This window comes from Streptomyces sp. NPDC088124 (assembly GCF_040685895.1).
Classification (GTDB): domain Bacteria; phylum Actinomycetota; class Actinomycetes; order Streptomycetales; family Streptomycetaceae; genus Streptomyces.
This window is the reverse complement of record NZ_JBFBJB010000011.1, coordinates 77829-100006: the sequence shown is the minus strand read 5'-3', so window position 1 is coordinate 100006 and position 22178 is coordinate 77829. Positions and strand designations below refer to the sequence as shown.

Annotated in this window: 20 protein-coding genes; 18 read left to right on the top strand and 2 right to left on the bottom strand. The window is 69.0% G+C overall.

The window, feature by feature from the left end:
- Positions 1-484 precede the first annotated feature (484 nt).
- Positions 485-880: a peptidase gene (locus AB0P17_RS11520; protein WP_365809832.1), complete on the bottom strand. Its 396-nt coding sequence runs from the start codon at positions 878-880 to the stop codon at positions 485-487.
- Positions 881-1525: 645 nt separating this feature from the next.
- Here AB0P17_RS11520 and AB0P17_RS11515 point away from each other — a divergent pair.
- From AB0P17_RS11515 to AB0P17_RS11430, 18 genes are all read left to right on the top strand, one after another.
- Positions 1526-1732 (top strand): hypothetical protein, encoded by a 207-nt coding sequence (locus AB0P17_RS11515; protein WP_365809830.1) that lies wholly within the window; start codon positions 1526-1528, stop codon positions 1730-1732.
- Positions 1729-4032, top strand: coding sequence for a heavy metal translocating P-type ATPase (locus AB0P17_RS11510; protein WP_365809829.1), 2304 nt, complete (start codon positions 1729-1731; stop codon positions 4030-4032). The genes AB0P17_RS11515 and AB0P17_RS11510 overlap by 4 nt, the downstream gene beginning before the upstream one ends.
- Positions 4029-4565, top strand: coding sequence for a copper chaperone PCu(A)C (locus AB0P17_RS11505; protein WP_365809827.1), 537 nt, complete (start codon positions 4029-4031; stop codon positions 4563-4565). Before AB0P17_RS11510 ends, AB0P17_RS11505 begins: the two co-directional genes overlap by 4 nt.
- A 58-nt stretch (positions 4566-4623) precedes the next feature.
- Positions 4624-5379, top strand: a complete 756-nt coding sequence (locus tag AB0P17_RS11500) for a hypothetical protein (protein ID WP_365809825.1) — start codon at positions 4624-4626, stop codon at positions 5377-5379.
- Between the two features lie 137 nt (positions 5380-5516).
- Entirely contained in the window at positions 5517-6209 is a 693-nt protein-coding gene (locus AB0P17_RS11495; protein WP_365809824.1) for a sigma-70 family RNA polymerase sigma factor, read from the top strand.
- Between the two features lie 269 nt (positions 6210-6478).
- On the top strand, positions 6479-7129 hold the full coding sequence (locus AB0P17_RS11490; protein WP_365809822.1) for a hypothetical protein: 651 nt from the start codon (positions 6479-6481) through the stop codon (positions 7127-7129).
- 138 nt (positions 7130-7267) lie between these two features.
- Entirely contained in the window at positions 7268-7861 is a 594-nt protein-coding gene (locus tag AB0P17_RS11485; RefSeq protein WP_365809820.1) for a sigma-70 family RNA polymerase sigma factor, read from the top strand.
- Between the two features lie 230 nt (positions 7862-8091).
- Positions 8092-8844: an aspartyl/asparaginyl beta-hydroxylase domain-containing protein gene (locus tag AB0P17_RS11480; protein WP_365809818.1), complete on the top strand. Its 753-nt coding sequence runs from the start codon at positions 8092-8094 to the stop codon at positions 8842-8844.
- 70 nt (positions 8845-8914) lie between these two features.
- Entirely contained in the window at positions 8915-10321 is a 1407-nt protein-coding gene (locus tag AB0P17_RS11475; RefSeq protein WP_365809816.1) for an MFS transporter, read from the top strand.
- A gap of 109 nt (positions 10322-10430) precedes the next feature.
- Positions 10431-10667: an acyl carrier protein gene (locus tag AB0P17_RS11470; RefSeq protein WP_365809814.1), complete on the top strand. Its 237-nt coding sequence runs from the start codon at positions 10431-10433 to the stop codon at positions 10665-10667.
- 65 nt (positions 10668-10732) lie between these two features.
- The gene (locus AB0P17_RS11465; protein ID WP_365809812.1) at positions 10733-11623 is read left to right on the top strand and encodes a TauD/TfdA family dioxygenase; all 891 of its coding nucleotides are present in this window, start codon (positions 10733-10735) and stop codon (positions 11621-11623) included.
- Positions 11620-12174, top strand: coding sequence for an FcoT family thioesterase (locus tag AB0P17_RS11460; RefSeq protein ID WP_365809810.1), 555 nt, complete (start codon positions 11620-11622; stop codon positions 12172-12174). Before AB0P17_RS11465 ends, AB0P17_RS11460 begins: the two co-directional genes overlap by 4 nt.
- A gap of 37 nt (positions 12175-12211) precedes the next feature.
- Positions 12212-13828, top strand: coding sequence for a long-chain-fatty-acid--CoA ligase (locus AB0P17_RS11455; RefSeq protein ID WP_365809936.1), 1617 nt, complete (start codon positions 12212-12214; stop codon positions 13826-13828).
- Positions 13829-13863: 35 nt separating this feature from the next.
- Complete coding sequence (locus AB0P17_RS11450; RefSeq protein WP_365809808.1) at positions 13864-14121, top strand: phosphopantetheine-binding protein; 258 nt, start codon at positions 13864-13866, stop codon at positions 14119-14121.
- A complete protein-coding gene (locus AB0P17_RS11445) occupies positions 14114-18436 on the top strand; it encodes an amino acid adenylation domain-containing protein (RefSeq protein WP_365809806.1) in 4323 nt (1440 codons plus the stop codon). The genes AB0P17_RS11450 and AB0P17_RS11445 overlap by 8 nt, the downstream gene beginning before the upstream one ends.
- 79 nt (positions 18437-18515) lie before the next feature.
- Positions 18516-19550, top strand: coding sequence for an ABC transporter substrate-binding protein (locus AB0P17_RS11440; protein WP_365809804.1), 1035 nt, complete (start codon positions 18516-18518; stop codon positions 19548-19550).
- Between the two features lie 56 nt (positions 19551-19606).
- Positions 19607-20575, top strand: a complete 969-nt coding sequence (locus AB0P17_RS11435; protein WP_365809934.1) for an iron ABC transporter permease — start codon at positions 19607-19609, stop codon at positions 20573-20575.
- On the top strand, positions 20572-21396 hold the full coding sequence (locus AB0P17_RS11430; RefSeq protein WP_365809802.1) for an ABC transporter ATP-binding protein: 825 nt from the start codon (positions 20572-20574) through the stop codon (positions 21394-21396). The genes AB0P17_RS11435 and AB0P17_RS11430 overlap by 4 nt, the downstream gene beginning before the upstream one ends.
- Positions 21397-21547: 151 nt before the next feature.
- Here AB0P17_RS11430 and AB0P17_RS11425 read toward each other — a convergent pair whose 3' ends face one another.
- The gene (locus tag AB0P17_RS11425) at positions 21548-22174 is read right to left on the bottom strand and encodes a plasmid pRiA4b ORF-3 family protein (protein ID WP_365809801.1); all 627 of its coding nucleotides are present in this window, start codon (positions 22172-22174) and stop codon (positions 21548-21550) included.
- Positions 22175-22178: the final 4 nt, after the last annotated feature.

The window sequence follows — 22178 nt, the reverse complement described above, 5'->3', positions numbered from 1 at the left end:
GCGGTCGCTGTCCTCGCGTCGGTTCTCGCGCCCGTTGTCCTCCCTTTCGCCGTCCTGGTGATCACTGGTGACGGGGTGCGCTGGTCTGCGGGGCAGCGGTACCCGTCCGGACGGTGTCACCAGCGGTACGGCGGAGACCTGGCCGAGGTCGGAGGCAGGACCCGGGCGAGGTCCTGGAGGAAACGGTGCCGCTGGCCGTCGACCGTGCCGGTCCGAAGCCGCCCGTGATGAGCAGGACCGTGGCCCGTGCAGGCGGCTCACCCGCCGCCCGGTTCCGCGTGGCGGCCGGTACGGGGGAGCCGAAGGAGTCCGCCGCACAGCGGTCCCGTCAACCGGCCTGCCTCACGGCCGGACGCCGCGGAGACCGCGGTCTTCGTCCCCCCTGCCCATCGATGGCGGGCCGTCTCTGAACGGCTGGGATCCACGGGCACGACTCCTGTCCCTGTTCCGGTTCGCGGGACGGGTCAGCTGAACAGCAGGAGTGTCAGTCCTCGTCCTCCTCGGTGCCCTCGTCCTTGGTGCCGGTGATGTTGTAGCTCTTGTCCATGTAGATCTCGACCGTGGTGCCGTCCTCCTTCTTGACCTCCACCGCGAGCATGCCGGGCTTCTCCCTGTCCTCCTCGGACTTCAGGACGGTGCCCGGGTACTCGGCCACCGCGGCGGCCTCGGCCTTCTGCTTGACCTCACCGGTCAGCGGCGGCTCCTTCTCCTCACCGGCCTCGCCCTCCTGGGCATCACCTGTGTTCTGCTCCGACTGCTGGGTGTCCGCGGCCTTCGAGCTGCCGGAGTCGGATTCGGACCCTCCGCCACAGGCGGCCAGCGCGAACATCAGCACGGCGGCGGGAGCGGCGAGCAGGGCACGACGAGGAAGAGCACGCATCAGGAATCTCCACAACGATGTCGGGGTGGTGGCCGGTGTGACCGGATCACCTGGGGACGGACACGACCCTAGAAGTCGCCCTCCAGAGCAGGGCCAGCAAAGGACAGCAGCAGACCAGCAAACCGCCAATTCTTGACCGCAGTCACAGAACAGCAGGTCAAAGCTGTGTTCCGGTATCAGGAGGCCATCGTGCTCACCCTGATGCGGTGTCGTCCTTCGGTCCGGTGTCCCGGCGGCCGGCCCTGACCGGCGGCTCGGCTGAGCCCGGCCACCAGGGCGTCGGTGTCGGAGCAGGCTCCTGTCGCGCCTTGTCGGACCCCTGCTTCAGCACGGTGCGCGGTGTCGGCGGGCGCCGGTGGGTCTGCCACGGTTGTCACCGGGGGATCAGACCCGCTCGTAGACAAGTTGTCGGATTGCGGGTCGCTTCAGTTCCCGTGTGACAGCGGGAGAATCGTCACGTGCGGGAAGGCCGCGCAGGCGGGTACTCAAGATGCCGACCGTGTCAGCATGGTGCGCACAGGCCTCGTTGAACGGCCCCTGGCAGACCTTATTACGTTCCCCCGCACCCGCCCCGCGTGACTGCGGGCCTCCGTCTCTGGAGTGGCGATGGCAGATCAACAGGAGCTTCGTCCCCACCCTTCGGCCGTGCCGGGGCGATGGGTACCACCGCCGGCACTCGCCGGGTTTCTGGTGCTGCTCCTGGTGATGTTCGGCGTCTCGTACGGGATCGGATCGGCGGTCGGGCCGGTCGCTCCCGGAATGTATTCCGGCACCCGTTCCGGCGACGGGACCGGGAGCGGCGATCAGGACGGCGGCGGCATGGACGACATGCACTCCGGCGGCAGGCGATGACGACGCCCTCGACGGACACCACGGCGACCACCGATCTGATCGTCGGCGGTATGACCTGCGCGGCGTGCGTCAGCCGGGTGGAGAAGCGACTGGCCAGACTCGAAGGCGTTACGGCCACGGTCAATCTCGCCACCGGGCGGGCAAGGGTGAGCCATCCCGTGGACATCGCGGAGGAGGACCTTGTCGCGGCGGTCGAGCGGGCCGGGTACACGGCCGAACTGCCACCGCCCCCCGAGACCGCGGAGGAGGCGCGGGGAACGGAGCCGGATACGGCCGACGCCCGTGCGAAGCGGGAGGAGCGCGACCGCCTGCTGATCACCGCGCTGCTCTCGGTGCCGGTGCTCGTCCTGTCGATGGTCCCCGCCTTTCAGTTCCGCAACTGGCAGTGGCTGTGCCTCATGCTCGCCGCGCCGGTGGTGGTCTGGGGGGCTTGGCCGTTCCACCGGCGCGCGCTGCTCGGTCTGCGGCACTCGGCGGCGACCATGGACACGCTGGTCTCCCTCGGGGTTGCCGCCTCCTTCCTCTGGTCCGTGTACGCCCTCTTCCTCGGTGGGGCGGGCGAGGCCGGGATGCGGATGCCGTTCACCCTGCTTCCCTCCGCGGGTGGGGAGGTCGCGCATGTCTATCTGGAGGCGGCGGTCGCCGTCCCCCTGTTCGTGCTGACCGGCCGTTTCCTGGAAGCCCGTGCCAAACGCGGCACCGGCGAGGCTCTGCGGTCACTGGCCGGGCTGGCGGCCAAGGAGGTGACCGTCCGTGAGAACAAGAAGGAACGGCTCATCCCCATCGATCAGTTGCGGGTGGGGCAGGAGTTCATCGTCCGCCCGGGGGAGCGAGTTGCCACCGACGGGGTCGTGATGAGCGGCATTTCCGCACTGGACCTGTCGCTGGTCACCGGGGAGAGCGAGCCCGTCGAGATCAGCCCCGGGAAGCCGGTGATCGGTGCGGCCGTGAACGTGGGCGGACTTCTGCGGGTACGGGCCACCGCGATCGGCGCGGAGACCCAGCTCGCGAGGATCACCCGGCTGGTCACCGAGGCCCAGGCCGGGAAGGCCAGGGCTCAGCGGCTGGCCGATACGGTGGCCGGTTTCTTCGTACCGGTCGTCCTGGCCCTCGCCGTCACCGTGCTCGGCTTCTGGCTCGGCGCCGGCGCGGATCCGCAGGCGGCCGTCACCGCCTGCGTCGCGATCCTCGTCGTCGCCTGCCCCTGCGCCCTGGGCCTGGCCACCCCCACCGCCCTGCTCGCGGCCACCGGCCGTGGTGCCCAACTCGGCGTTCTGGTCAGTGGTCCTCAGGCGCTGGAGACACTCCGCCATGTCGACACCATCGTGCTGGACAAGACCGGAACGCTGACCACCGGTCACATGACCGTCACCCAGGTCACGTCGGTGCCGGACGGCGTCGACCAGGACACGGTGCTGCGGCTGGCCGGCGCGGTGGAGAGTGGCTCCGAGCACCCGCTGGGACGGGCGATCGTCGCATACGCGCGGCGGGCGCTGCCCGAAAAACCCTTGCCCGAGGTGACCACGTTCCATTCCACCGCGGGGTTCGGTGTGACCGGTCAGGTCGAGGGGCACCGGGTCGAGGTATGTGCCCCGGGAAGCGATCTGCCCGCACCGCTGGCACGGGCGATCGCCGAGGCCGAAGCCGCCGTTCTGACCCCTGTCCTGGTACGGGTGGACGGAGTTGACACGGCGCTCATCGCCGTGGGGGACGCCCTGCGGCCCGGCAGCTACCGGGCGGTGGAGCGGCTGAGGCGGCTGGGCGTGGAGCCGGTACTGGCGACCGGTGACCGTGAGGCCACCGCGCGGGCCGTCGCCGCCGAACTCGGCATCACCGATGTCCACGCCCGCTGCTCACCCGAGGACAAGGCGGAACTGGTACGGCGGTTGAAGGAAGGGGACCGGCGGGTCGCCGTCATCGGTGACGGCGTGAACGACGCGGCGGCCCTGGCCGGTGCCGATCTGGGGATCGCCATGGGCAGCGGTACGGACGTGGCCATTGGAGCCGCCGATGTGACGCTGGTACGCGGTGACATCGAGGCCGTCGCCGACGCGGTCCGGCTCGCCCGGCGCACGCTGGGAACGATCCGGGCCAACCTTCTGTGGGCCTTCGGCTACAACGCCGTCACCGTGCCGCTCGCCGCTGTGGGCCTGCTCAATCCGATGGTGGCCGCCGCCGCGATGTCGGTCAGTTCCCTGCTCGTGGTCGGCAACAGCCTACGGCTGCGGGCCTGGCAGCCCTCCCCACCGCGCGGGTCGCGCAGGGGCAGGCCCGGCATCCGAGGAGCGATGCGGCGATGACGAAGCCCGCCACACAGTCCGTCGCCACGGCATGGAAGCCCACGCGTGCCCGCGTACGCGAGGCACTCCTCGCCGCCGGTGCCCCGGTCGTCGCCTGCGCGCTGGCACTGGGAGCTCTGACGACCTGGGTCAACGCCGGGGCCGCCGGCAGCCGGCCGCAGATCGGAATCAGCGACGCGCGCATCTTTCTGCAGTACGGCGACAGCCAGTACACCTCCGCCTACTTCCGGATCGCGAACGGCGGCGACTCCGATGACGAACTCGTCTCCGTCACCTCACCGGAGATGGCAGAGACCATGCTCAGCAGGGATCAGGAGAACGGCGACGGGGCCGCCTCCATGAACATGGTGAACTCGGCCACCGTCCCGGGGCGTGGAACGCTGGCCATGTCTCCGTACGGCCTGAATGTGATGGTGAAAACCAAGAAGAAGCCGCACTGGCAACTCGGTGACACCGTTCCCTTCATCCTGCACTTCCGCTACAGCGGCTCCCGGGAAAGCACGGCGGTTGTCGTCCGTCCCAGCAGCGATTGACCCAGCCTGCCGGGACGGGCACACCGCCGGTGGAATGACGGCAGGGCCGATGACGCGGATGGTGAGGGCCGCGCTGTTCGCGGCCATCTGCGTGTTGCTCGCCGCCATCGGCCATGCCGTGATGTCGGGCTCGGCGGTCCCCTGGTGGGCCATGTCCGCCGCATTCGTGTCGACAGGTTCGGCCGCTTGGGTCTTCGCACGCGCGGAGCGCGGGCTCGTCGCGGTCACCGGTGCGGTGGTCGTGGCCCAGGCCGCGCTCCACACCGGTTTCTCCCTTGCGCAGACGCTGTCCACTTCGGACGGCTCCGAAGGCGCTTCCTTCGCCCGGCGGTGGGCGACCTATCTGACCTGTGGAGCGATCGGTCCTGACGGTATGTCGTTCGCTGGTGCCGGAGGTCTCGTCAAGGCAGCCGGTTCGGGAAGCGAACTCGATGGTCCGCCGCCCGTCATGTCACATGGCGCGATGGAGGGCATGGGCCACGCGGGGGCCGTGATGACGGCGGAGCTTGAGGGCCCCACCTCCATGGCTCACAGTATGGCCGGGATGTCCCCGACCGGCATGATCCTGGCGCACCTGGTCGCGGCCCTCCTGTGCGGGGTGTGGCTGGCTCATGGCGAGCGGGCCGCGTTCCGGCTACTGCGCGCTTTCGCCGGCTGGATGCTCGCTCCCCTGCGGATCCTGCTGACTCCTCCGGCGCCCTGCGGGCCTCCCCGGGCCGGCCTCCGCGACGTCGATACGGATCGTCGCCTCCGCCGGTTCCTGCTGGCCTCCTCACTCATCTCACGAGGTCCGCCCGTCGTCGCTGTCGTCTGACAGCCGTCTCCACGTACCGCGGACCGTCCCGGTCCGCGGCACGGGCCATCGGTCCTGCCGTGAGGCGGGGTCGAACGACGTACCGGCGTGCCACGGCACGCCGGTTATTCCGGATTCTCCGAGAGGGACGACACTCGATGTCTCCTACCCTGTACACACCTGCCGGGAGTGATCCCGCCCGGTACGAATCAACCGGTCCGACAGGTGACGAGGCGGCTACCGGCTGGGCCCTGGCCGCACGCGGCGGCGACCTCCAGGCCGCCGACCGGTTCGTTCGCGCACTGCACCTCGACGTGTGGCGCTTCGTAGCCCATCTGAGCGCGGACCCGCAGTCCGCCGACGACCTGACCCAGGACACCTTTCTGCGGGCCCTGGGCAGTCTGCACGGATTCGAGGGCAGATCCTCGGCGCGAACCTGGCTGCTGACCATCGCTCGTAGAACGGTGATCGACAGCCTCCGCAGCGCGTCCGCCCGCCCTCGGCGGGCGGACGGCGAGGACTGGCAGCTCGCCGCTGAACGCACCCAGCAACGGGATCTGCCAGGGTTCGACGAGGGAGTGGCCCTGACCGAGTTGCTGTCGTCGCTTCCGCGTGACCGCCGTGAGGCCTTTGTGCTCACTCAGTTGCTCGGTGTGCCGTATGCCGAGGTGGCGGTGGTGTGCCGTTGCCCCGTGGGTACGGTGCGCTCGCGTGTCTCCCGGGCCCGTGCAGCCTTGTGGGAGCTGCTCGACGCCGCTGAACACGCGACGGACCATCCGGAGGCCGCGGGGGCGTCATCGCGCCGCCCCGCGCCGGGGCGAGGGCGTCAACACCCTGCCAGGAACGCCTGACAACACACCCCCCGTAGAAGCGCCCGGACGGCAGTTCATCCCGTCCGGGCGCGGGCGTGTCGGCCCGGCACGATCTGCACGGCCACCGTTCCTGAAGAGTCGCACCGGCCGCGTACAGAAGGAACTTCCCAGGTAGTCGGCCTGAGTGCCGGTGCGGTTCCCGAAAAATCCCGTGTTCGAGGTCACCCGCCTCGCATTGAGTCGAGGACCCGGCCGCCGTCCGTAACTCGTCGTGAGGCTCCGGTTCCTGAGGTGAGGAAGAGGCCGTGATGACCGCTGGGTGGTGTTTGCGCACGGTGCGCGCCGCGATGTTCGCGGCCGTCTGTGTGCTTCTCGCCGCCCTGGGCCATGTGCTGATGTCCGGATCCTCGGTGCCCTGGTGGGCGATGACCGTAGCGGCCCTGGTGACGGGCGGCGCGGGCTGGTGTGCGGCCGGCCGTGAACGGGAGCTGCCACTGATCGTGTCCGTGGTGGTCGTCACCCAGACGGCACTCCACTTCGCGTTCTCGTCGGCGCAGTCGGCCGCCCGGCAACCGCACCCCGGCCCCACGGGGCACGATGCCGGATCCATGTCCGTGGACCCCGCGCACCTGCCGCGGATGGACACCGGCCATCTGATGAACTCAGCACATGACCTGGGCAGCGGCATGTCGTCGTCCGGGATGCTCCTCGCCCACCTTCTGGCAGCGCTGCTGTGCGGCGTGTGGCTGGCGTACGGAGAGCGCGCCGCCTTCCGTGTCCTGCGGACCCTGACCTGGCGGCTGACCGCGCCGGTGCGGCTCCTGGTCGCCCTGGCCGCTCCGCCGCACCGTCCGCACGCAGGCGTACGCCGCGACTTCTCGAACCGGGCACCACGCCTGCTCGTTCTCGTTCATGCGATCACTTCCCGGGGGCCGCCGGAGGGAACCGCTGTCATCTGATGACAGCCGTTCTCCCGGGGCACTTCTGTGCGTGCCTCGGGCATCGGGCGTACCTCCCCAAGCGCCCGTACCTCTTACCGGACCACTGCCCTCTCGTACGGGTCCGGATCACGGTTGACCGGAGAAGGACACTTTGTGATGACTTCTGGCCTGCCCGTTTCGCGCCACGACATGGTGCCCTCCGAGGAGTCGACAACGGCCTGGGCGCTGGCCGCCGGCGGTGGCGACCCGGAGGCTTTCGAGCACCTGGTGCGTGCCCTGCACCGTGACGTGGTTCGCTACGTCGCCCACCTTTCCGCGGACCCTCAGGCCGCCGACGATCTGGCCCAGGAGACGTTCCTGCGCGCGCTCGGCAGCCTGCACCGCTTCGAAGGACGTTCCTCGGCCCGGACATGGCTGCTGTCCATCGCGCGACGCGCGGTGATCGACAGCTTCCGGCACGCCGCCGCCCGCCCCCGGTTCGGTGACACCATGGACTGGCAGGTGGCGATCGAGCTCGCCCAGCCGCGTAACACGCCTGGATTCGATGACGGAATCGCGCTCCTCGACCTGCTGGAGACGCTGCCGGACGACCGTCGTGAGGCGTTCGTACACACGCAGATGCTGGGACTGTCCTATGCGGAAGCGGCCGAGATCAGCGGCTGCCCCATCGGTACGATCCGCTCCCGCGTGGCCCGCGCCCGGACCACGCTCCTCGGTCTGCTCTCCGAGGCGGAGCTGCCGGCCGCATGATTCCTGAGGCTGCGTTGCCCGGTTTCACGGGGGAGTTCAGCTCGATCCGGATTGGCGGGAACTCATCGCCTCCGACGCTCGACTACTTGTTCGGAACCACACTTCGATCCCGAACCGACCGCCGCGCGAGCGCGACGTGCCGAACGGGCGCACGACAGCCGCATCCGTGGGGAACTCTCCTTCCTCGAAGGCGACTCGGTCCGTCATCAGATCCGCAACAGGAGACGTGCGTGACACCTGGCATAGAAGAGGTCTTTGCGGAGATCAAGAGCGAGTCCGGCCCGGATTCCATCGCACGTGTCGAGCAGATGATGGAGTCGGGAAGGGGTGAGCGTCATCCACTTCAGAAGGGCGCGAAGTGGATCCTTCCCGGACTCTCCCGGACGCCTTGGCACGAGCCCTACGGATATGCGGAGATGGACCCCGTGGTGAAGGGGTTGGAGAGCAATCACGCTGCGATCAAGGAAGAGTTGGCGGCGGCCTGGTCGACGCAGCGGAGTAAATTCTCCGACTACGAGCACTATTTGACACGTCAGGAGGACTGGCAGGCCCTCTACCTGTTCCGCGGGGGAGGGCTCGTCGAGAGCTCGGCGAGCACGACGCCGACCGCTTACCGGGTACTGAAAGAGCTTGCCGTCGACACGGAGAAGATCTGCCCGCTCCTGGAGAGTCATTTCTCGACACTCCTGCCGGGCGCCGCCGTCGCTCCCCACTGCGACCTGTGGAACTTCAGCATCAACCTGCACCTTGCCGTGGACATACCCGAGGGATGCAGCATCACGGTCGCGAAGGAGACACGCTCCTGGGAAGAGGGGAAGTGTCTACTCTTCGACTATTCCTTCGAACACGAGGCACGCAATGACGGAGTGAGTCCCCGTACATGTCTGCTCGTCGACCTCTGGCATCCGGAGACCACCCTTCCCGAGCGGAAGGCGCTGGTCGCCCTCATTACCGAGATACGCACACTGCTGGGAGAGGCATGAGGCGCGACAGTGCTCCCTCATTCGTTGATCCGGTCACATGTGACATACGGCTCCTCGGAATTGGACCTCGATGAGCACCGTGAAAGAGTATGCGGCCGCTCCGTCCCGGCAGCGTCTCGGACTCCCCCTGTTATTTCTGGCGGCGGCCCAGTTGGTCATCTCGCTCGACTACAGCATCGTGTATGTCGCTCTCCCCGGCATGGGGGCGGAAGCGGGTTTCTCCGACCAGAATCTGCAATGGGTGGTGAGCGCCTATGTCGTGGCCAACGGGGGGTTTCTGCTCCTGGGCGGCCGGGTGACGGACCTCCTCGGGCGGCGCAGGATGTTCGTGCTGGGGGCGCTGCTGTACGCGGGATCGTCTCTCATCGGCGGGCTGTCGGAGTCAGCGGGAGTCCTGGTCGCGGTCCGGGCGGTCCAGGGCATCGGCGGAGCCCTGCTGTTTCCCGCGACGCTGTCGCTCATCAACACGATCTACGCCGAGGGTCCTGGCCGAAACCGGGCTCTCGCCGTATGGGGAGCCGCCGGGGCCGGCGGCCTGTGCTTCGGTTCGTTGCTCGGTGGAGTGCTGGTGGAAGCCTTCGGATGGCCGTCGGTGTTCTTCGTCAACGTGCCGCTGGCCGGAGGCATCGCGCTGGCAGGACGCCTGCTCTTTCCCGCCGACGGTCCCCGCGCCGGTTCACGGCACGTCGGCCTGATGGGTGCGCCGGCCGCCACCGGCGGCATCAGCCTGATGGTCTTCGTCCTGGTGTACGCGCCCGAGGCGGGCTGGGGCAGTGGGTCCGTTGTCGGGTGTGCGGTGCTGTCGTTGTCGCTGCTGGTTCTCTTCTTCGTCGTCGAGAGCCGGTCCCGTGACCCGCTGGTGCCCGCCCGGCTGTTCGCGCACCGTGGTCTGGTCGTCGCCATGGGGGTGACCGCTCTCTTCAGTGCGACGTTCAGTTCGGTGCCATACTTCCTGACCCTCTATTTCCAGTCCGTGCACGGCTACAGCGCCTTCGGCACCGGCCTCGCGTTCCTGGTTCCCGCCGTGGTGGTAGCCGTGGGGACGCAGGTGGGCGAGCGGGCCGTGTCGGTCTTCGGGGCGCGCCGGATGCTGGTGGGCGGGATGGTGCTGGGCACCGCCGGCGCCACCGCGCTCGGACTCGCGCTCACCCACGACGGGACGTATCCGATGTTGCTGCCGGGGATCGTGCTGCTGGGCCTCGGTCAGGGGGCCGCGTGGACGGGCATGTGGATCGCCGCGTCCACCGGGATTGCCCCGGGCGACCAGGGCATCGCCTCCGGAATGGCGTCGACGACGCTTCAGGTGGGAGGCGCGGTGGGACTGGCCGTGCTGATCGCCGTCTCGCGGCTGGGCAGTCCGGGCCTGTCCGGTGAGGGCCTTCTCGACGGAATCCGCACCGCTCTGTTCGCGATCGCGGCCGGCATCTGCTGCGGCGTGCTGCTGACGCTGGGCCTGCGCAGGCCGGCCGCCGCGTAGACCGCAGGATTCGTGTACGGGCCGGCACGGTTGCCGCCGACGGCTCGCGCCCGACCTGGCGCGCGCCCCTCCCCGAATCATCCGTACGACCAAGGAGACCAATCCCGCCATGAGTACCACGTACGAGCAGTTGGCCACGATCCTCACCAAGGTGCACGACGCCCCGCCCGAACAGATCGCCCCCCACACGACCTTCGCCGAACTCGGTGTCGACTCACTGACGATGGTGGAGATCAGCATCCGCATCGAGCGTGACCTCGGCGTCGCCATCGACGACAACGAACTCCGGCCGGACCTCACCCTGGGCGCGATCACCGTACTGATCGACGCGAAGCGGGCCGCGTAACCCACCCGACAGGTCGAACAGGCGCGTTCCACCGTCACCGGGGCCCTCACAGAAGGCGGGAACACATGAAGATCACAGAACAGCTCGGCGAGAAGATCGGCGTAGCCGTGGAGGAATTCGACTCCGCCACCGCGTCGGCAGCGGACATCGACGCGCTCAAGCAGACCGTCTACACCAAGAAGATCGCTGTCCTCAAGGATCAGGATCTGTCACCTCTTCAGTTCCTCGAACTGGGAGAGCGGCTTGGACGTCCGGAGGTCTACTACGAGCCCATGTACAAGCACCCGGAGGTGGAGGAGATATTCGTGTCCTCCAACGTTCCCGAGGGCGGACGACAGATCGGTGTGCCGAAGACGGGAAAGTTCTGGCATGCCGACTACCAGTTCATGCCCGACCCCTTCGGTCTCACCCTGATCTATCCGCAGGTCGTCCCCGAGAAGAACCGCGGCACGTACTTCATCGACATGGGCGGCGCCTACGAGAAGCTCCCCGAGGAATTGAAGAGCGAGATCAGCGGTACCTACTGCCGGCACTCGGTGCGCAAGTACTTCAAGATCCGTCCGCACGACGTCTACCGGCCCATCTCGGAAATCCTGGACGAGGTCGAGGAGAAGACGCCGCCCGTTGTCCAGCCGACCACCTTCATCCACCCCATGACCGGGGAAAGAGTCCTGTACGTCAGTGAGGGATTCACCGTCGGCGTCGAGGACGGAAACGGCCGGCCGCTCGACGACGACCTGCTGCGCCGGCTGTTCGAGGCAACCGGTCAGTTGGACGAGACGTTCGCCCACGACAACATCCACCTGCAGACCTTCGAGAAGGGCGACCTGCTGGTCTGGGACAACCGCAGCCTCATCCACCGGGCCCGGCACACCACCACCCCCGAGCCGACGGTCTCCTACCGGATCACCGTGCACGACGAGAGGAAGCTCTACGACGCGAGCGCCGCCGCATGACCACGCACGCCGTGCCCGCCGCCAGGCCCGAACCACCGCCACGACGGACATACGCCACCGACGAGAAACTGCTGGCGCGCGTGCTGGCGCCCTACAAGAAGCACTGCGTATACCTGCGCGCCGCCACCGTCACCACTCACGACGGCAACGCGTCCGCCGAGTGCGAGTTCGTCATTCCCGAGTCGTGCTACATCGATGACACCGGTCATCTGAATTCCGTCGAAGTCAACATCTGCTACAACCAGATGATGTATTACCTGGTCGCCAAGTGTGTGAAAGAAGGAATGCCGGCCGGGTTCGAGACCTGGACGCTGGAAGACTTCTGGAAACGCCAGCTTCCCGACATCCTCATAGCCCGCTTCTCCAGCAGCTTCCGACGTCCCGTCAACCCTCGTTCCTTCGCGGGTGAGATGGAATTCCAGTCCGTCACCCGACGCGCCCCGGGCCGCGGCGCTCCCTTTCTCCACGCACAGACATCCTTCCGTTACTGGGACACCGACGGCGGGCGCTGCGACGGGCAGGCGACACTCGCCTTCGTCAACATCCCCTGAAAACAACCTGGTCATGAAAGCGAGCAAGGGGTTCTTCATGGACGTGACTCCGGTACCGGAGACCTCGGGCGGACCGCCGGCCGCGGCATCGCGGCAGAGGCTGCACCACCCGCACCTGCGGACGCTCGTCCAGACCGCCCGATTCCACGCGGAGCACCGGCCGCGGACACCCGCGGTCCTCTGTGAGGGGCGCACCCTGACCTACGGGCAGCTGGATCGGGAGAGCAACCGGATCGCCCACGCCATCCGGGCCGCAGGGCTCGGCGCGGGCGCGAGGGTCGCCTACCTGGGGAAGGAGTCCGAGCACTACTACGAGATCCTCTTCGGCTGCGCGAAGAGCGAGACGGTTCTGGTGCCGGTCAACTGGCGGCTCACCGCCCCCGAGGTGAGTCACATCCTCCAGGACTCCGGCACAGAACTGCTCCTCCTGGAAGAGGACTTCGTGCCGGTCGTCGAGAACCTGCCGGCCGGGCCACCGAAAACGGTGGTGCGGCTGGGCGCAGTGGACGGCTTCGCCTCCTGGAAGGCGTCCCGGCCCGACACCGACCTGCCGTCGCAGGCGACCCCCGACACACCCGTCGCCCAGCTCTACACGAGCGGAACCACGGGACTGCCCAAAGGAGTCGTCCTCGCCCACCGCAGTTTCTTCGCGATCCGTGATGCCCTCGCGAGCGAGGAGCTGGACTGGATCGACTGGCGCGCCGGCGACATCGCCCTGATCGGTATCCCCGGATTCCACGTCGGTGGCCTGTGGTGGGCCACCCAGAACTTCAACGCGGGCGTCACCGTCGTGTCGATGCGCGCTTTCGCCGCCCGTGACGCCGTCGCCCTCATCCGCGGTCTCGGCATCACCACCGCATGTGTGGTGCCCGCCATGCTCCGTATGATGCTGGCCGAACCCGGCCTGAGCGCCGAGGACTTCGCGACCCTGCGCAAGACGGTGTACGGCGGGTCGCCGATCTCCGAAGCGCTGCTGGAGGAGAGCCTGGCCGTCTTCGACTGCGAGTTCGCACAGATCTACGGCCTGACCGAGACCGGCAACACCGCCGTCTGCCTCCCCCCGTCCGACCACATCCCCGGCAGTCCGCTCATGCAGGCGGCCGGCCGCACCTATCCCGGGGTGCGCGGCAAGGTCATCGATGACCAGGGCCGCGAACTGCCACCGGGAGCCGTGGGAGAGGTCTGCCTGGCCACCCCGGCGCGCATGGTGGAGTACTGGGGGCTGCCCGACAGGACAGCCGAGACCTTGGTCGACGACTGGATCCACACCGGGGACGCCGGATACATCGACGAGGACGGCTATGTCTTCATCCGCGACCGCATCAAGGACGTCATCCTCGTCGCGGGCGAGAACGTCTATCCCGCCGAGATCGAGAACGCTCTGGAGTCCCACTCCGGCGTGGCCGAGGCGGTGATCGTAGGAGCCCCCGACGAGCGATGGGGGGAGTGTGTCCACGCCTTCGTCGTCCCTGCACCCGAATCCCCGCCCACCCCCCGCGAACTGCACACCTTCCTCGTCCGTCGCCTCGCGAGCTTCAAACTGCCGGCCCGGTACGAGTTCATCGACCAGGTGCCGCGCAACCCCAGCGGAAAGATCCTGCGCCGGGAGTTGCGGGACCGTTTCTGGAGCGGCACCGAACGCAAGGTCAACTGATCCTTCCCGCCGTCGAGTCACCAAGAGAGAGCAACATGTCCGATCCCCTCACCCTGGCGGGCTTCCGCGCGGACCTGGCGGAGTTCCTGCACCAGAAGCCCGATGAAGTCGACCTCGCGGAAAACCCCCTGTACGCGGGCCTCGACTCCTTGCGCATCGTCACCCTCGCCGAACGCTGGCGTGCCACCGGTGTGGAGGTGAGCTTCATCGAGCTCGCCGAGCGCACCTCCTTCGCCCGGTGGTGGCAGCTGTTGTCCGAACGCGGTGCGGGAGCCTCCCGTGGCGATGCCTGAAAGAACCGGGCGGCGCCACCCACTGCTGGCAGCCCAGGAAGGCATCTGGACCGGTCAGCAACTGGCCCCGGACAGCCCCGCCTACAACACGGCGGAATACATACGGATAGAGGGCCCGGTGGACGCCGCGGCCCTCGACCGGGCCCTGCGTCACGTGGTGGCCGAGACGGAGGCCCTCAACGTGGCGTTCGTCGTAGACGACCAGGGACAGCCCTGGCAGGTCGGCGTTCCGGCCGTCGACTGGCAGATACACGTCCGCGACCTCAGCGCCGAGCCGGACCCGCATGCCGCGGCCCTGACGTGGATGGCGCGGGACGTGAGCCGTCCCGTCGACCTCGAACAGGGCCCCGTTTTCGGCCACGCCCTGCTGCGGACCGCGCCCCGCACCCACCTCTGGTACCACCGGGTCCACCACATCGCGCTCGACGGATTCGGGCTCTCCCTGGTGGCCCGCCGGGTCGCCGAGGTCTACACGGCCCTGATGGACGGCGTCCCCGTCGGGGCCGGTGACTTCGGCCTCCTGGATTCGGTCCGGGCCGAGGAACTCGCCTACCGAAGGTCGGCCCGCTGGGCCGAGGACCGCGACTACTGGGCGGCGCGCTTCGCGGACCGTCCGCCCGTCGCCTCCCCGGCCGGCCGGGCTGCTCTGCCCGCGGCCACCTTCCTCCGCGGTGTCACCGACCTCCCGGCGGAGGAGACCCGAGCGTTGCGCGCCGTCGCACGCGACCTCTCGGTCACCTGGTCCGAAGTCGTTCTGGCCGTCACCGCCGCATACCTGAGCCGGGCGACCGGAGCGGCCGAGACGGTCCTCAGCCTGCCGGTGATGGGCCGCCTCGGCTCGGCGTCCCTGCGTGTCCCGGCCATGGTGCGCAACATCATTCCGCTGCGTATCGCCGTCGCAGGAGAGGACGGCCTGCGCGATCTGGTGACGAGAGTCTCCGGCGAACTCCGGGCCGGGCTGCCGCACCAGCGTTACCGCTACGAACAGTTGCGCCGCGATCTCCAGCTGGTCGGCGGGCAACGCCGGCTGTCCGGGCCCGGTGTCAACATCATGCCCTTCGAGTACGGCCTTCACTTCGCCGGACACCGCAGCACCGTTCACAACATCTCCGCCGGCCCCGTGGACGACCTGGCGATCAACGTCTACGACCGGGCAGAAGGCGCGGGCCTGCGGATCGCCTTCGACGCCAACCCCGACCTCTACGACCGGGCCGGCCTCACCGACCATCAGCAGGGGCTGCTCTCCCTGCTCCGTGATGCCGTCGCGGCACCCGACCGGGCGCTGCGCGCACCCGGGGGGCGCGCACCCGGTGGGCGGACACCCGTCACCGTACTGGAGGGCGGCCCTCTCCCCGGCCCCGCCCGCCAGGTGCTCAGCTTGATCGCCGACCACGCCGCCCGGCGGGGCCGGGCCGTCGCCGTCGAACACGACGGGCGGACGGTCACCTACGCGCAGCTGTTCGGCTCGGCCCGGGACCTCGCCCGGGGGCTCGCGGCCCGGTCCATCGGCCCCGGCGCGCTGGTTGCCGTGGTGCTGCCCCGCGGGATCGAAGCCGTCACCGCGATCCTCGGTGTCCTGCTGTCCGGCGCCGCCTACTGCCCGCTCGACCCGAATGCGCCCGCGTCCCGCACCACCGCGTTGCTCGACAACGCGGAGCCCGACCTCGTGCTCACCCTCGGAGCGGGTGCGGACCACTTCGGTGATCACGCCGTACTCCGACTCGACCTGCCGGACACCGGGGCGCGGGGCGCGCAACCGGTGGCGCCGTCATCCCGGGCCCCGGCCTACGTCATTTACACCTCCGGCTCAACGGGACAGCCGAAAGGCGTGGCAGTCAGCCATGCCGCACTGGCCGGATTCGTCAGCGGTGCCACCCACCGCTACGGACTGGACGCCAACGACCGTGTCCTGCAGTTCGCCCCCCTGCACTTCGACGCCAGTGTGGAGGAAATCTTCCTCACCCTGTGCGCCGGCGCCACGCTCGTGGTCCGCACCGACGACATGACCGAGTCGGTGCCCCGTCTCCTGGACGCCTGTGAGCGGCTGCGCATCAGCGTCCTCGATCTGCCCACCGCCTACTGGCACGAACTGGCCTACGCCGTCTCGTCCGGTGCCGCCGCGCTCCCTCCTGGGGTACGGACCGTCATCATCGGCGGTGAGGCCGCCCTGCCCGAGCGAGTGGACCGCTGGCGCACAGCAGTCGGCACCTCGGTCGCCCTCTTCAACACCTACGGTCCGACGGAGGCCACCGTGGTGGCCACGGTCGCCTCACTCCACGACGCTGCCCCGGCCCCCGGGGACGTCCCGATCGGGCTGCCGCTTCCCGGCATCCGTGCCGCTGTCGTCGACGGGGAGCTCTACCTCCTGGGCGGGACGCTGGCGCTCGGATACCGCGGCGGCCCGCCATCGGACCAGTCCCGCTTCGCACCCCTCCACCGCCTGCCCGGAAGCCCGCGCGCCTACCGCACCGGCGATCTGGTGCGGCTCGGCGACGACGGACAACTGCGCTTCGTCGGCCGGGCGGACACCGAATTCAAGATAAGCGGACACCGCGTCCACCCCGCGGAGGTCGAGACCCAGCTCCTCACCCACCCACGGATCCGGGAGGCCGCCGTCGTGGGACAGCTGCTGCCGGACGGAACCCGGCGCCTGGTGGCCCACCTCGTCACGGAGGACCCGGAACTGTCCGCTGCCGAGGTCAGGGACCACGTACGCGCGAGGCTGCCCGCCGCGGTGATCCCGTCAGCCGTCGAATTCCACGACCGGCTGCCCCGTACGGGATCCGGAAAGATCGACAGAGCCACACTCAGCACCCCGAACCCGCAGCCGACACCGGTTGCCACGGCCCCCGGGACCGGCAGCCCACTGGCACGGACCATCACGGACATCTGGCAGCAGATCCTCGGTGCCGGCCAGGTCCTCCCGTCGGACGACATCTTCGATCTCGGTGCACAGTCGCTCCAGGCCATCCAGGCCGCCAACCGGCTCGGCGTCGCACTGAACCGCGAGATCCGGGTCGCCTGGCTTTTCCAGTACCCCACCGCGACCGGACTGACGGAGTTCCTGGAGCACCGGTCGCGGGAATCGGCGCTCGCCCCCGGGCTCCCGGCGGCCCTCGTCACCGACACCGTTCTCGACGACGACATCCGACCCGGCACCGCGCCCCGGGCGGCCACCGAGCCACGGAAGGTCCTCCTCACGGGCGCCACCGGTTTCGTCGGCACGCACCTGCTCTCGGAACTCCTGACCACCACCGGAGCCCAGATCGTCTGCCTGGTCCGCGCGGCCGACCCGGCCACGGCCACCACCCGCGTCCACCAGGCCCTGGACGCCCAGGGGATACCGGTCACGGCGCCGACCGCCAAGAGGATCACCGCACTCCCCGCCGATCTGTCCCGCCGCCGCCTCGGCCTCGACCCGGCGCTGTTCGCCGAACTCGCCCGGACCTGCGACGCGATCTTCCACAACGCCGCCACTGTCAGCATCCTGCGGGAGTACGGCACCCTCCGCGCCGCCAACACCGAATCCACCCGGCACCTGCTCCGCATGGCGGCCGTACGGTCGACGCCTCTCCATCTGGTCTCCACCCTGTCGGTCGCCCCACCCCTCGGCCACAGCCCCGAGGTAACGGAAACCTTCCTGCCGTCCCACCCTGGACTCCGCTCCGGTTACCAGCAGTCGAAATGGGCCTCCGAACGTCTGCTGGAGCAGGCCGCCGAGCGCGGACTGCCGGTCACACTCCACCGGCTCGGCCGGGTCGTCGGCCCGGCCGGCACCGGATACGTGAACGAGCGGGACTTCCTGTGGAGCGTGCTCCGAGCCGGTATCCCGGCCGGCATCCTGCCCGACCTCTTCGAGGCCGAGACCTGGACACCGGCCGACTACGTGGCCCGGGCCGTCGTCCACCTCAGCCTCGACCGGCACACCTCGGGCAGCACCGTCTTCCACCACGCCCCCCTGCCACCAGTGCGATGGCGGGACGTCCACGACTGGGTGCACGACTACGGCTACCGCGTGCGGCACCTGTCACTGGCCCGCTGGAGAAGCGAGCTGCCGCGCTCCGCCGACGTCGCCGCGACCACCCTCGCCTTCTTCGACTCATGGAGCACCCGTACCACCGACGGAGACGAACCCGAACTACGCCTGGGGCACGTACGCGCCGACAACGCCCGGACGGGCCTGCGGGACAGCGGCATCGTCTGCCCCGCGCTCGACCGCGACCTCATGTTCCGCTACCTCGACCACTGCGTGTCCACCGGTTCTCTGCCCGCACCGTCCGGCCGGCGTCCCCACCCGTACTCCGCCGCGAAGTAGTCGGACTCTCATGGAACTCGGCCGCACCACGCCCCGACTACTGGATCGCAACCCCTTCACCTTGCACCAAGGAGTCCGTATGCCGAAGAAACGGCCTATCGCCACGCTCCTGGCCGGAGCACTGTGCCTGGCGACCGCGGCATGTGCCGAGTCCTCGACAGAGCCGTCGAACGGCGAGGCATCCGCGCCCGCGGCGGAATCCGGCTACCCCGTGACCATCGAGAACTGCGGGCGGACCGAAACCTTCGCCAAGGCGCCGAGCAGAGTCGTCGTCATGAACGGCGCCTCCGTGGCGGAGGTCTCCACCCTGCTCGCCCTCGGCCTCGGCGACCGGATCGTCTCCAACCAGCAGACCTACGGCATGTCCGAGGTTCCGGGCCGTGCCCAGGCCATCAAGTCCCTGCCCACCGGCGACATCGAACTCAATGACGCCTACGACATCCCCCGCGAGGCCATGCTCGGCCTGCGCCCCGACCTCGTGCTGTCGACCACCTCGTACGGCTTCGACGGGAAGAACGGGTTCACCACCCGGGACCAGCTGCGGGACGTCAAGGCGAACAGCTATGTCTCACCGCAGGGCTGCGACCAGGACACCTCCAGGATGACCGTCGCCGACAGCTACACACTCCTGCGGGACATGGGCAAGGTCTTCAACGTCGGCGACCGTGCCGAGAAGCTGATCGCCGACTCGGAGAAGCGCATCGCCGAAGTGTCCGCCAAGGTGCAGGACAAGAAGAATCCCAAGGTCATGGTGGTCTTCGCCAACATGGCCATGGGAGGCAACGACTTCAGTTCGGTCGTCGCCAAGGGCATCTACAACGACATCCTCACCCAGGCCGGCGGTGCCAACGCCTTCGAGTCGGCTGCCAAGACCTCCTTCGCCGATCTGAGCAAGGAGAAGGTGGCCGCCACGGACGTGGACGCCCTGGTCGTCATCAGCTACAACGCACCCGACCCGACGGCCTATGCCAAGAAACTGCTCAAGGAGTTCCCCCAGTGGCCGGCCGCCAAGAACAACACGTACACGGTGCTGTCCGACTCGATCTACCTGGGCCCCAGCAACCACCTGGCCGTGGAGAAGGTGGCCAGGATGCTGCACCCCGACGCCTTCTGAAACGGCTGGGACTTCCGTTCGCCCTGCTCGGGCTCGTCGCCGTGCTGACCGCCACCATGATCGTGGCGGTCAGCATCGGCGCCGTCACCATCCCGCTCGGTGACGTGTGGCGGATCATCGCGCACCACGTGAGCGGCGGCGGGGCGACCGGCGATCCGGCGCTGGACCAGATCGTATGGAACTTCCGTGCCCCCCGGGTGGTGCTCGCCGCTCTGGTCGGCGCGGGTCTCGCGGTCTCCGGCGCGGTGTTGCAGGCCGTGGTGTCCAATCCGCTGGCGGACCCCACCGTCCTGGGCTTCTCCTACGGCGCCTCGCTGGGTGCCGTCGTGGTCATCGTCCTGGCCTCGGGCGCCTCGCTCGGAGGGCTCGGGGTATCGGCGGCGGCCTTCGTCGGCGCTCTCGCGGCCGCGGCACTGGTCTTCGCCCTGGGCCGGCGGCGCGGACGGATGGCACCCACCCGACTGGTGCTGGCCGGGGTGGCGGTCGGCTACGTCTTCCTCTCCGCGACGAGCTTCCTGCAGCTCCAGGCGACACCCACCGAGCTGCGTACGGTGATGTTCTGGATGCTGGGCAGCGTCTCAGGCGCCCAGTGGAGCCAACTGCCCATCGTCAGCGCGGTGGTCATCGCCACGACCGTCCTGCTGTCCCTCTTCGGCCGACGGCTCAACGTCCTGCTGGCCGGTGACGAATCGGCCACCGCCCTCGGCGTGGACGTCAACCGGCTGCGCGCCGTGCTGCTGGTCCTCTCCTCACTCCTCACCGGAACCACCATCGCGGTCGCCGGCGGCATCGGCTTCGTAGGACTGATGATCCCCCACCTCGTCCGCCTCACCGTCGGCGCCGACCACCGCAGACTCCTGCCGCTTACCGCCCTGCTGGGAGCCACGTACCTCGTCGTCGTCGACCTGCTCTCCCGCACCCTCAACCGCCCCAACGAACTGCCGCTGGGCATCCTCACCGCCCTCCTCGGCGCTCCGTTCTTCATCTGGCTGCTGCGCCGCAACAAGGGCCTGGACACCGCATGAAACTGACCGTGGACCAACTCCACATCACCCTGGACCGCACGCCCATCCTGCACGACGTGACCCTGGAGGCCCGCAAGGGCGACATCGTCGGACTCGTCGGCCCCAACGGCAGCGGCAAATCCACCCTGCTGCGCGCCGTCTACCGCTCACTGCGCCCGGCCGGCGGAGTGGTCCGCGTCGGCGGTGACGACGTATGGACGCTGCCCGCCCGCACCGCCGCCCGCCGCACCGCCGCCGTACTCCAGGACTCGACCGGCAACACCACCGGGCTGGCGGTCGCCGAGATCGTCGCGCTGGGACGCACACCACACCACGGCCTCCTCGGCCGCGACGGCACCGACGACCGCCGGGCCGTCGACGACGCGATCGACCGCTGCGGTGTGCGCCCACTGGCCGAGCGGGACTACGCCTCCCTGTCGGGCGGAGAACGCCAGCGGGTCCTGCTCGCCCGCGCACTCGCCCAGCACCCTCAACTCCTGGTCCTGGACGAACTCACCAACCACCTCGACATCCGCGCCCGCTTCGAACTCCTCGACCTGATCCGCACCACCGGCATCACCACCCTCGCGGTCCTGCACGACCTCGATCTGGCCGCCAGACTCTGCGACCACCTTGTGGTCCTGCATGAAGGCACCGTCGTGACGGCGGGAGCGGTCCTCGACGTCCTCACCCCCGACATCCTGCGTGAGGTCTTCGGCGTACGGGCCGACACCGACCGCCACCCCGACGGCGTCATACGCATCACCTACGCCGCCCAGCCTCTCGACCTCGACAGGGCAGCATGCGTGCGGCCGGACCTCCGCAGCGTACAGAGGCCGTAGACCAGGAGCGACCCGGAGGCATCGGGTCGCAACCCGGTCAACTCCCCATGTCTTTCCGACCGCCCTCTAGTGCAGCGCCGCATTGATCTTGCGGGGGTCTGTGTCCCGCTGTCAGCAGACGATGGGGCTGCTGACGGCGGGCAGTGATGCGTCAGTTCTTGACGAGCACGGCCGCGTGGACGGATAGCGCGGTGTTGACCTCTGTTGGATCGAAGGCTGCGGGGTCGAACTGGTCGGCAGAGTCGAGGCCCAGCCATTCCAGGCGGTCTTCGTGTTCTTCGTGGTGGGGATCGGCAAGGATCTCGATGAGGTAGTCGTATCCCCAGATGCCGCCGCAGTCCTCGGGCGGGCAAGCTCGGCGGCCAGCGAGGCATCGGGGGTAGGCGGTGTCCGGCTCGGGCTCGGTGATGTCTTCGATGAGGATGTCGTGTTCCCAGTCGTCGCCGAAGTCGTAGGTGTAACGGAGCCGTTCGCCGGTGTGAGCAGCGACCTGGTGGAGTTGCTCGGAGGGGGCGCTGCGGATGCCCAGGTCACGGTCGGCGGTGCCGTATCGGTCCCGTCCGCTTTCAGCGCGACCCCCTGCACCGGACACTGCTGGCCGCGCTCGATACCTGGTATCGCGAAGGGAATTGGCGATGACCACCGGCGAGACCGCCGCGGCGAGCGCCCCGGCGGAGGCGACCGGCGCCGCAACCACCACGACCACGCCCGGCACATCGCGCAGGCGCCGCACCCGGTCACGGGTGCGCTGCGGAGCCTGCGCTCCAACTGCCCGCACGACG

What these genes read in the sequence shown, in the direction of transcription:
- AB0P17_RS11520 (WP_365809832.1), bottom strand. Translation starts at nt 880, where the DNA reads ATGCGTGCTCTTCCTCGTCGTGCCCTGCTCGCCGCTCCCGCCGCCGTG.
- AB0P17_RS11510 (WP_365809829.1), top strand. Translation starts at nt 1,729, where the DNA reads ATGACGACGCCCTCGACGGACACCACGGCGACCACCGATCTGATCGTC.
- AB0P17_RS11505 (WP_365809827.1), top strand. Translation starts at nt 4,029, where the DNA reads ATGACGAAGCCCGCCACACAGTCCGTCGCCACGGCATGGAAGCCCACG.
- AB0P17_RS11500 (WP_365809825.1), top strand. Translation starts at nt 4,624, where the DNA reads ATGGTGAGGGCCGCGCTGTTCGCGGCCATCTGCGTGTTGCTCGCCGCC.
- AB0P17_RS11495 (WP_365809824.1), top strand. Translation starts at nt 5,517, where the DNA reads ATGTCTCCTACCCTGTACACACCTGCCGGGAGTGATCCCGCCCGGTAC.
- AB0P17_RS11490 (WP_365809822.1), top strand. Translation starts at nt 6,479, where the DNA reads ATGACCGCTGGGTGGTGTTTGCGCACGGTGCGCGCCGCGATGTTCGCG.
- AB0P17_RS11485 (WP_365809820.1), top strand. Translation starts at nt 7,268, where the DNA reads ATGACTTCTGGCCTGCCCGTTTCGCGCCACGACATGGTGCCCTCCGAG.
- AB0P17_RS11475 (WP_365809816.1), top strand. Translation starts at nt 8,915, where the DNA reads ATGAGCACCGTGAAAGAGTATGCGGCCGCTCCGTCCCGGCAGCGTCTC.
- AB0P17_RS11470 (WP_365809814.1), top strand. Translation starts at nt 10,431, where the DNA reads ATGAGTACCACGTACGAGCAGTTGGCCACGATCCTCACCAAGGTGCAC.
- AB0P17_RS11465 (WP_365809812.1), top strand. Translation starts at nt 10,733, where the DNA reads ATGAAGATCACAGAACAGCTCGGCGAGAAGATCGGCGTAGCCGTGGAG.
- AB0P17_RS11460 (WP_365809810.1), top strand. Translation starts at nt 11,620, where the DNA reads ATGACCACGCACGCCGTGCCCGCCGCCAGGCCCGAACCACCGCCACGA.
- AB0P17_RS11455 (WP_365809936.1), top strand. Translation starts at nt 12,212, where the DNA reads ATGGACGTGACTCCGGTACCGGAGACCTCGGGCGGACCGCCGGCCGCG.
- AB0P17_RS11450 (WP_365809808.1), top strand. Translation starts at nt 13,864, where the DNA reads ATGTCCGATCCCCTCACCCTGGCGGGCTTCCGCGCGGACCTGGCGGAG.
- AB0P17_RS11445 (WP_365809806.1), top strand. Translation starts at nt 14,114, where the DNA reads ATGCCTGAAAGAACCGGGCGGCGCCACCCACTGCTGGCAGCCCAGGAA.
- AB0P17_RS11440 (WP_365809804.1), top strand. Translation starts at nt 18,516, where the DNA reads ATGCCGAAGAAACGGCCTATCGCCACGCTCCTGGCCGGAGCACTGTGC.
- AB0P17_RS11435 (WP_365809934.1), top strand. Translation starts at nt 19,607, where the DNA reads ATGATCGTGGCGGTCAGCATCGGCGCCGTCACCATCCCGCTCGGTGAC.
- AB0P17_RS11430 (WP_365809802.1), top strand. Translation starts at nt 20,572, where the DNA reads ATGAAACTGACCGTGGACCAACTCCACATCACCCTGGACCGCACGCCC.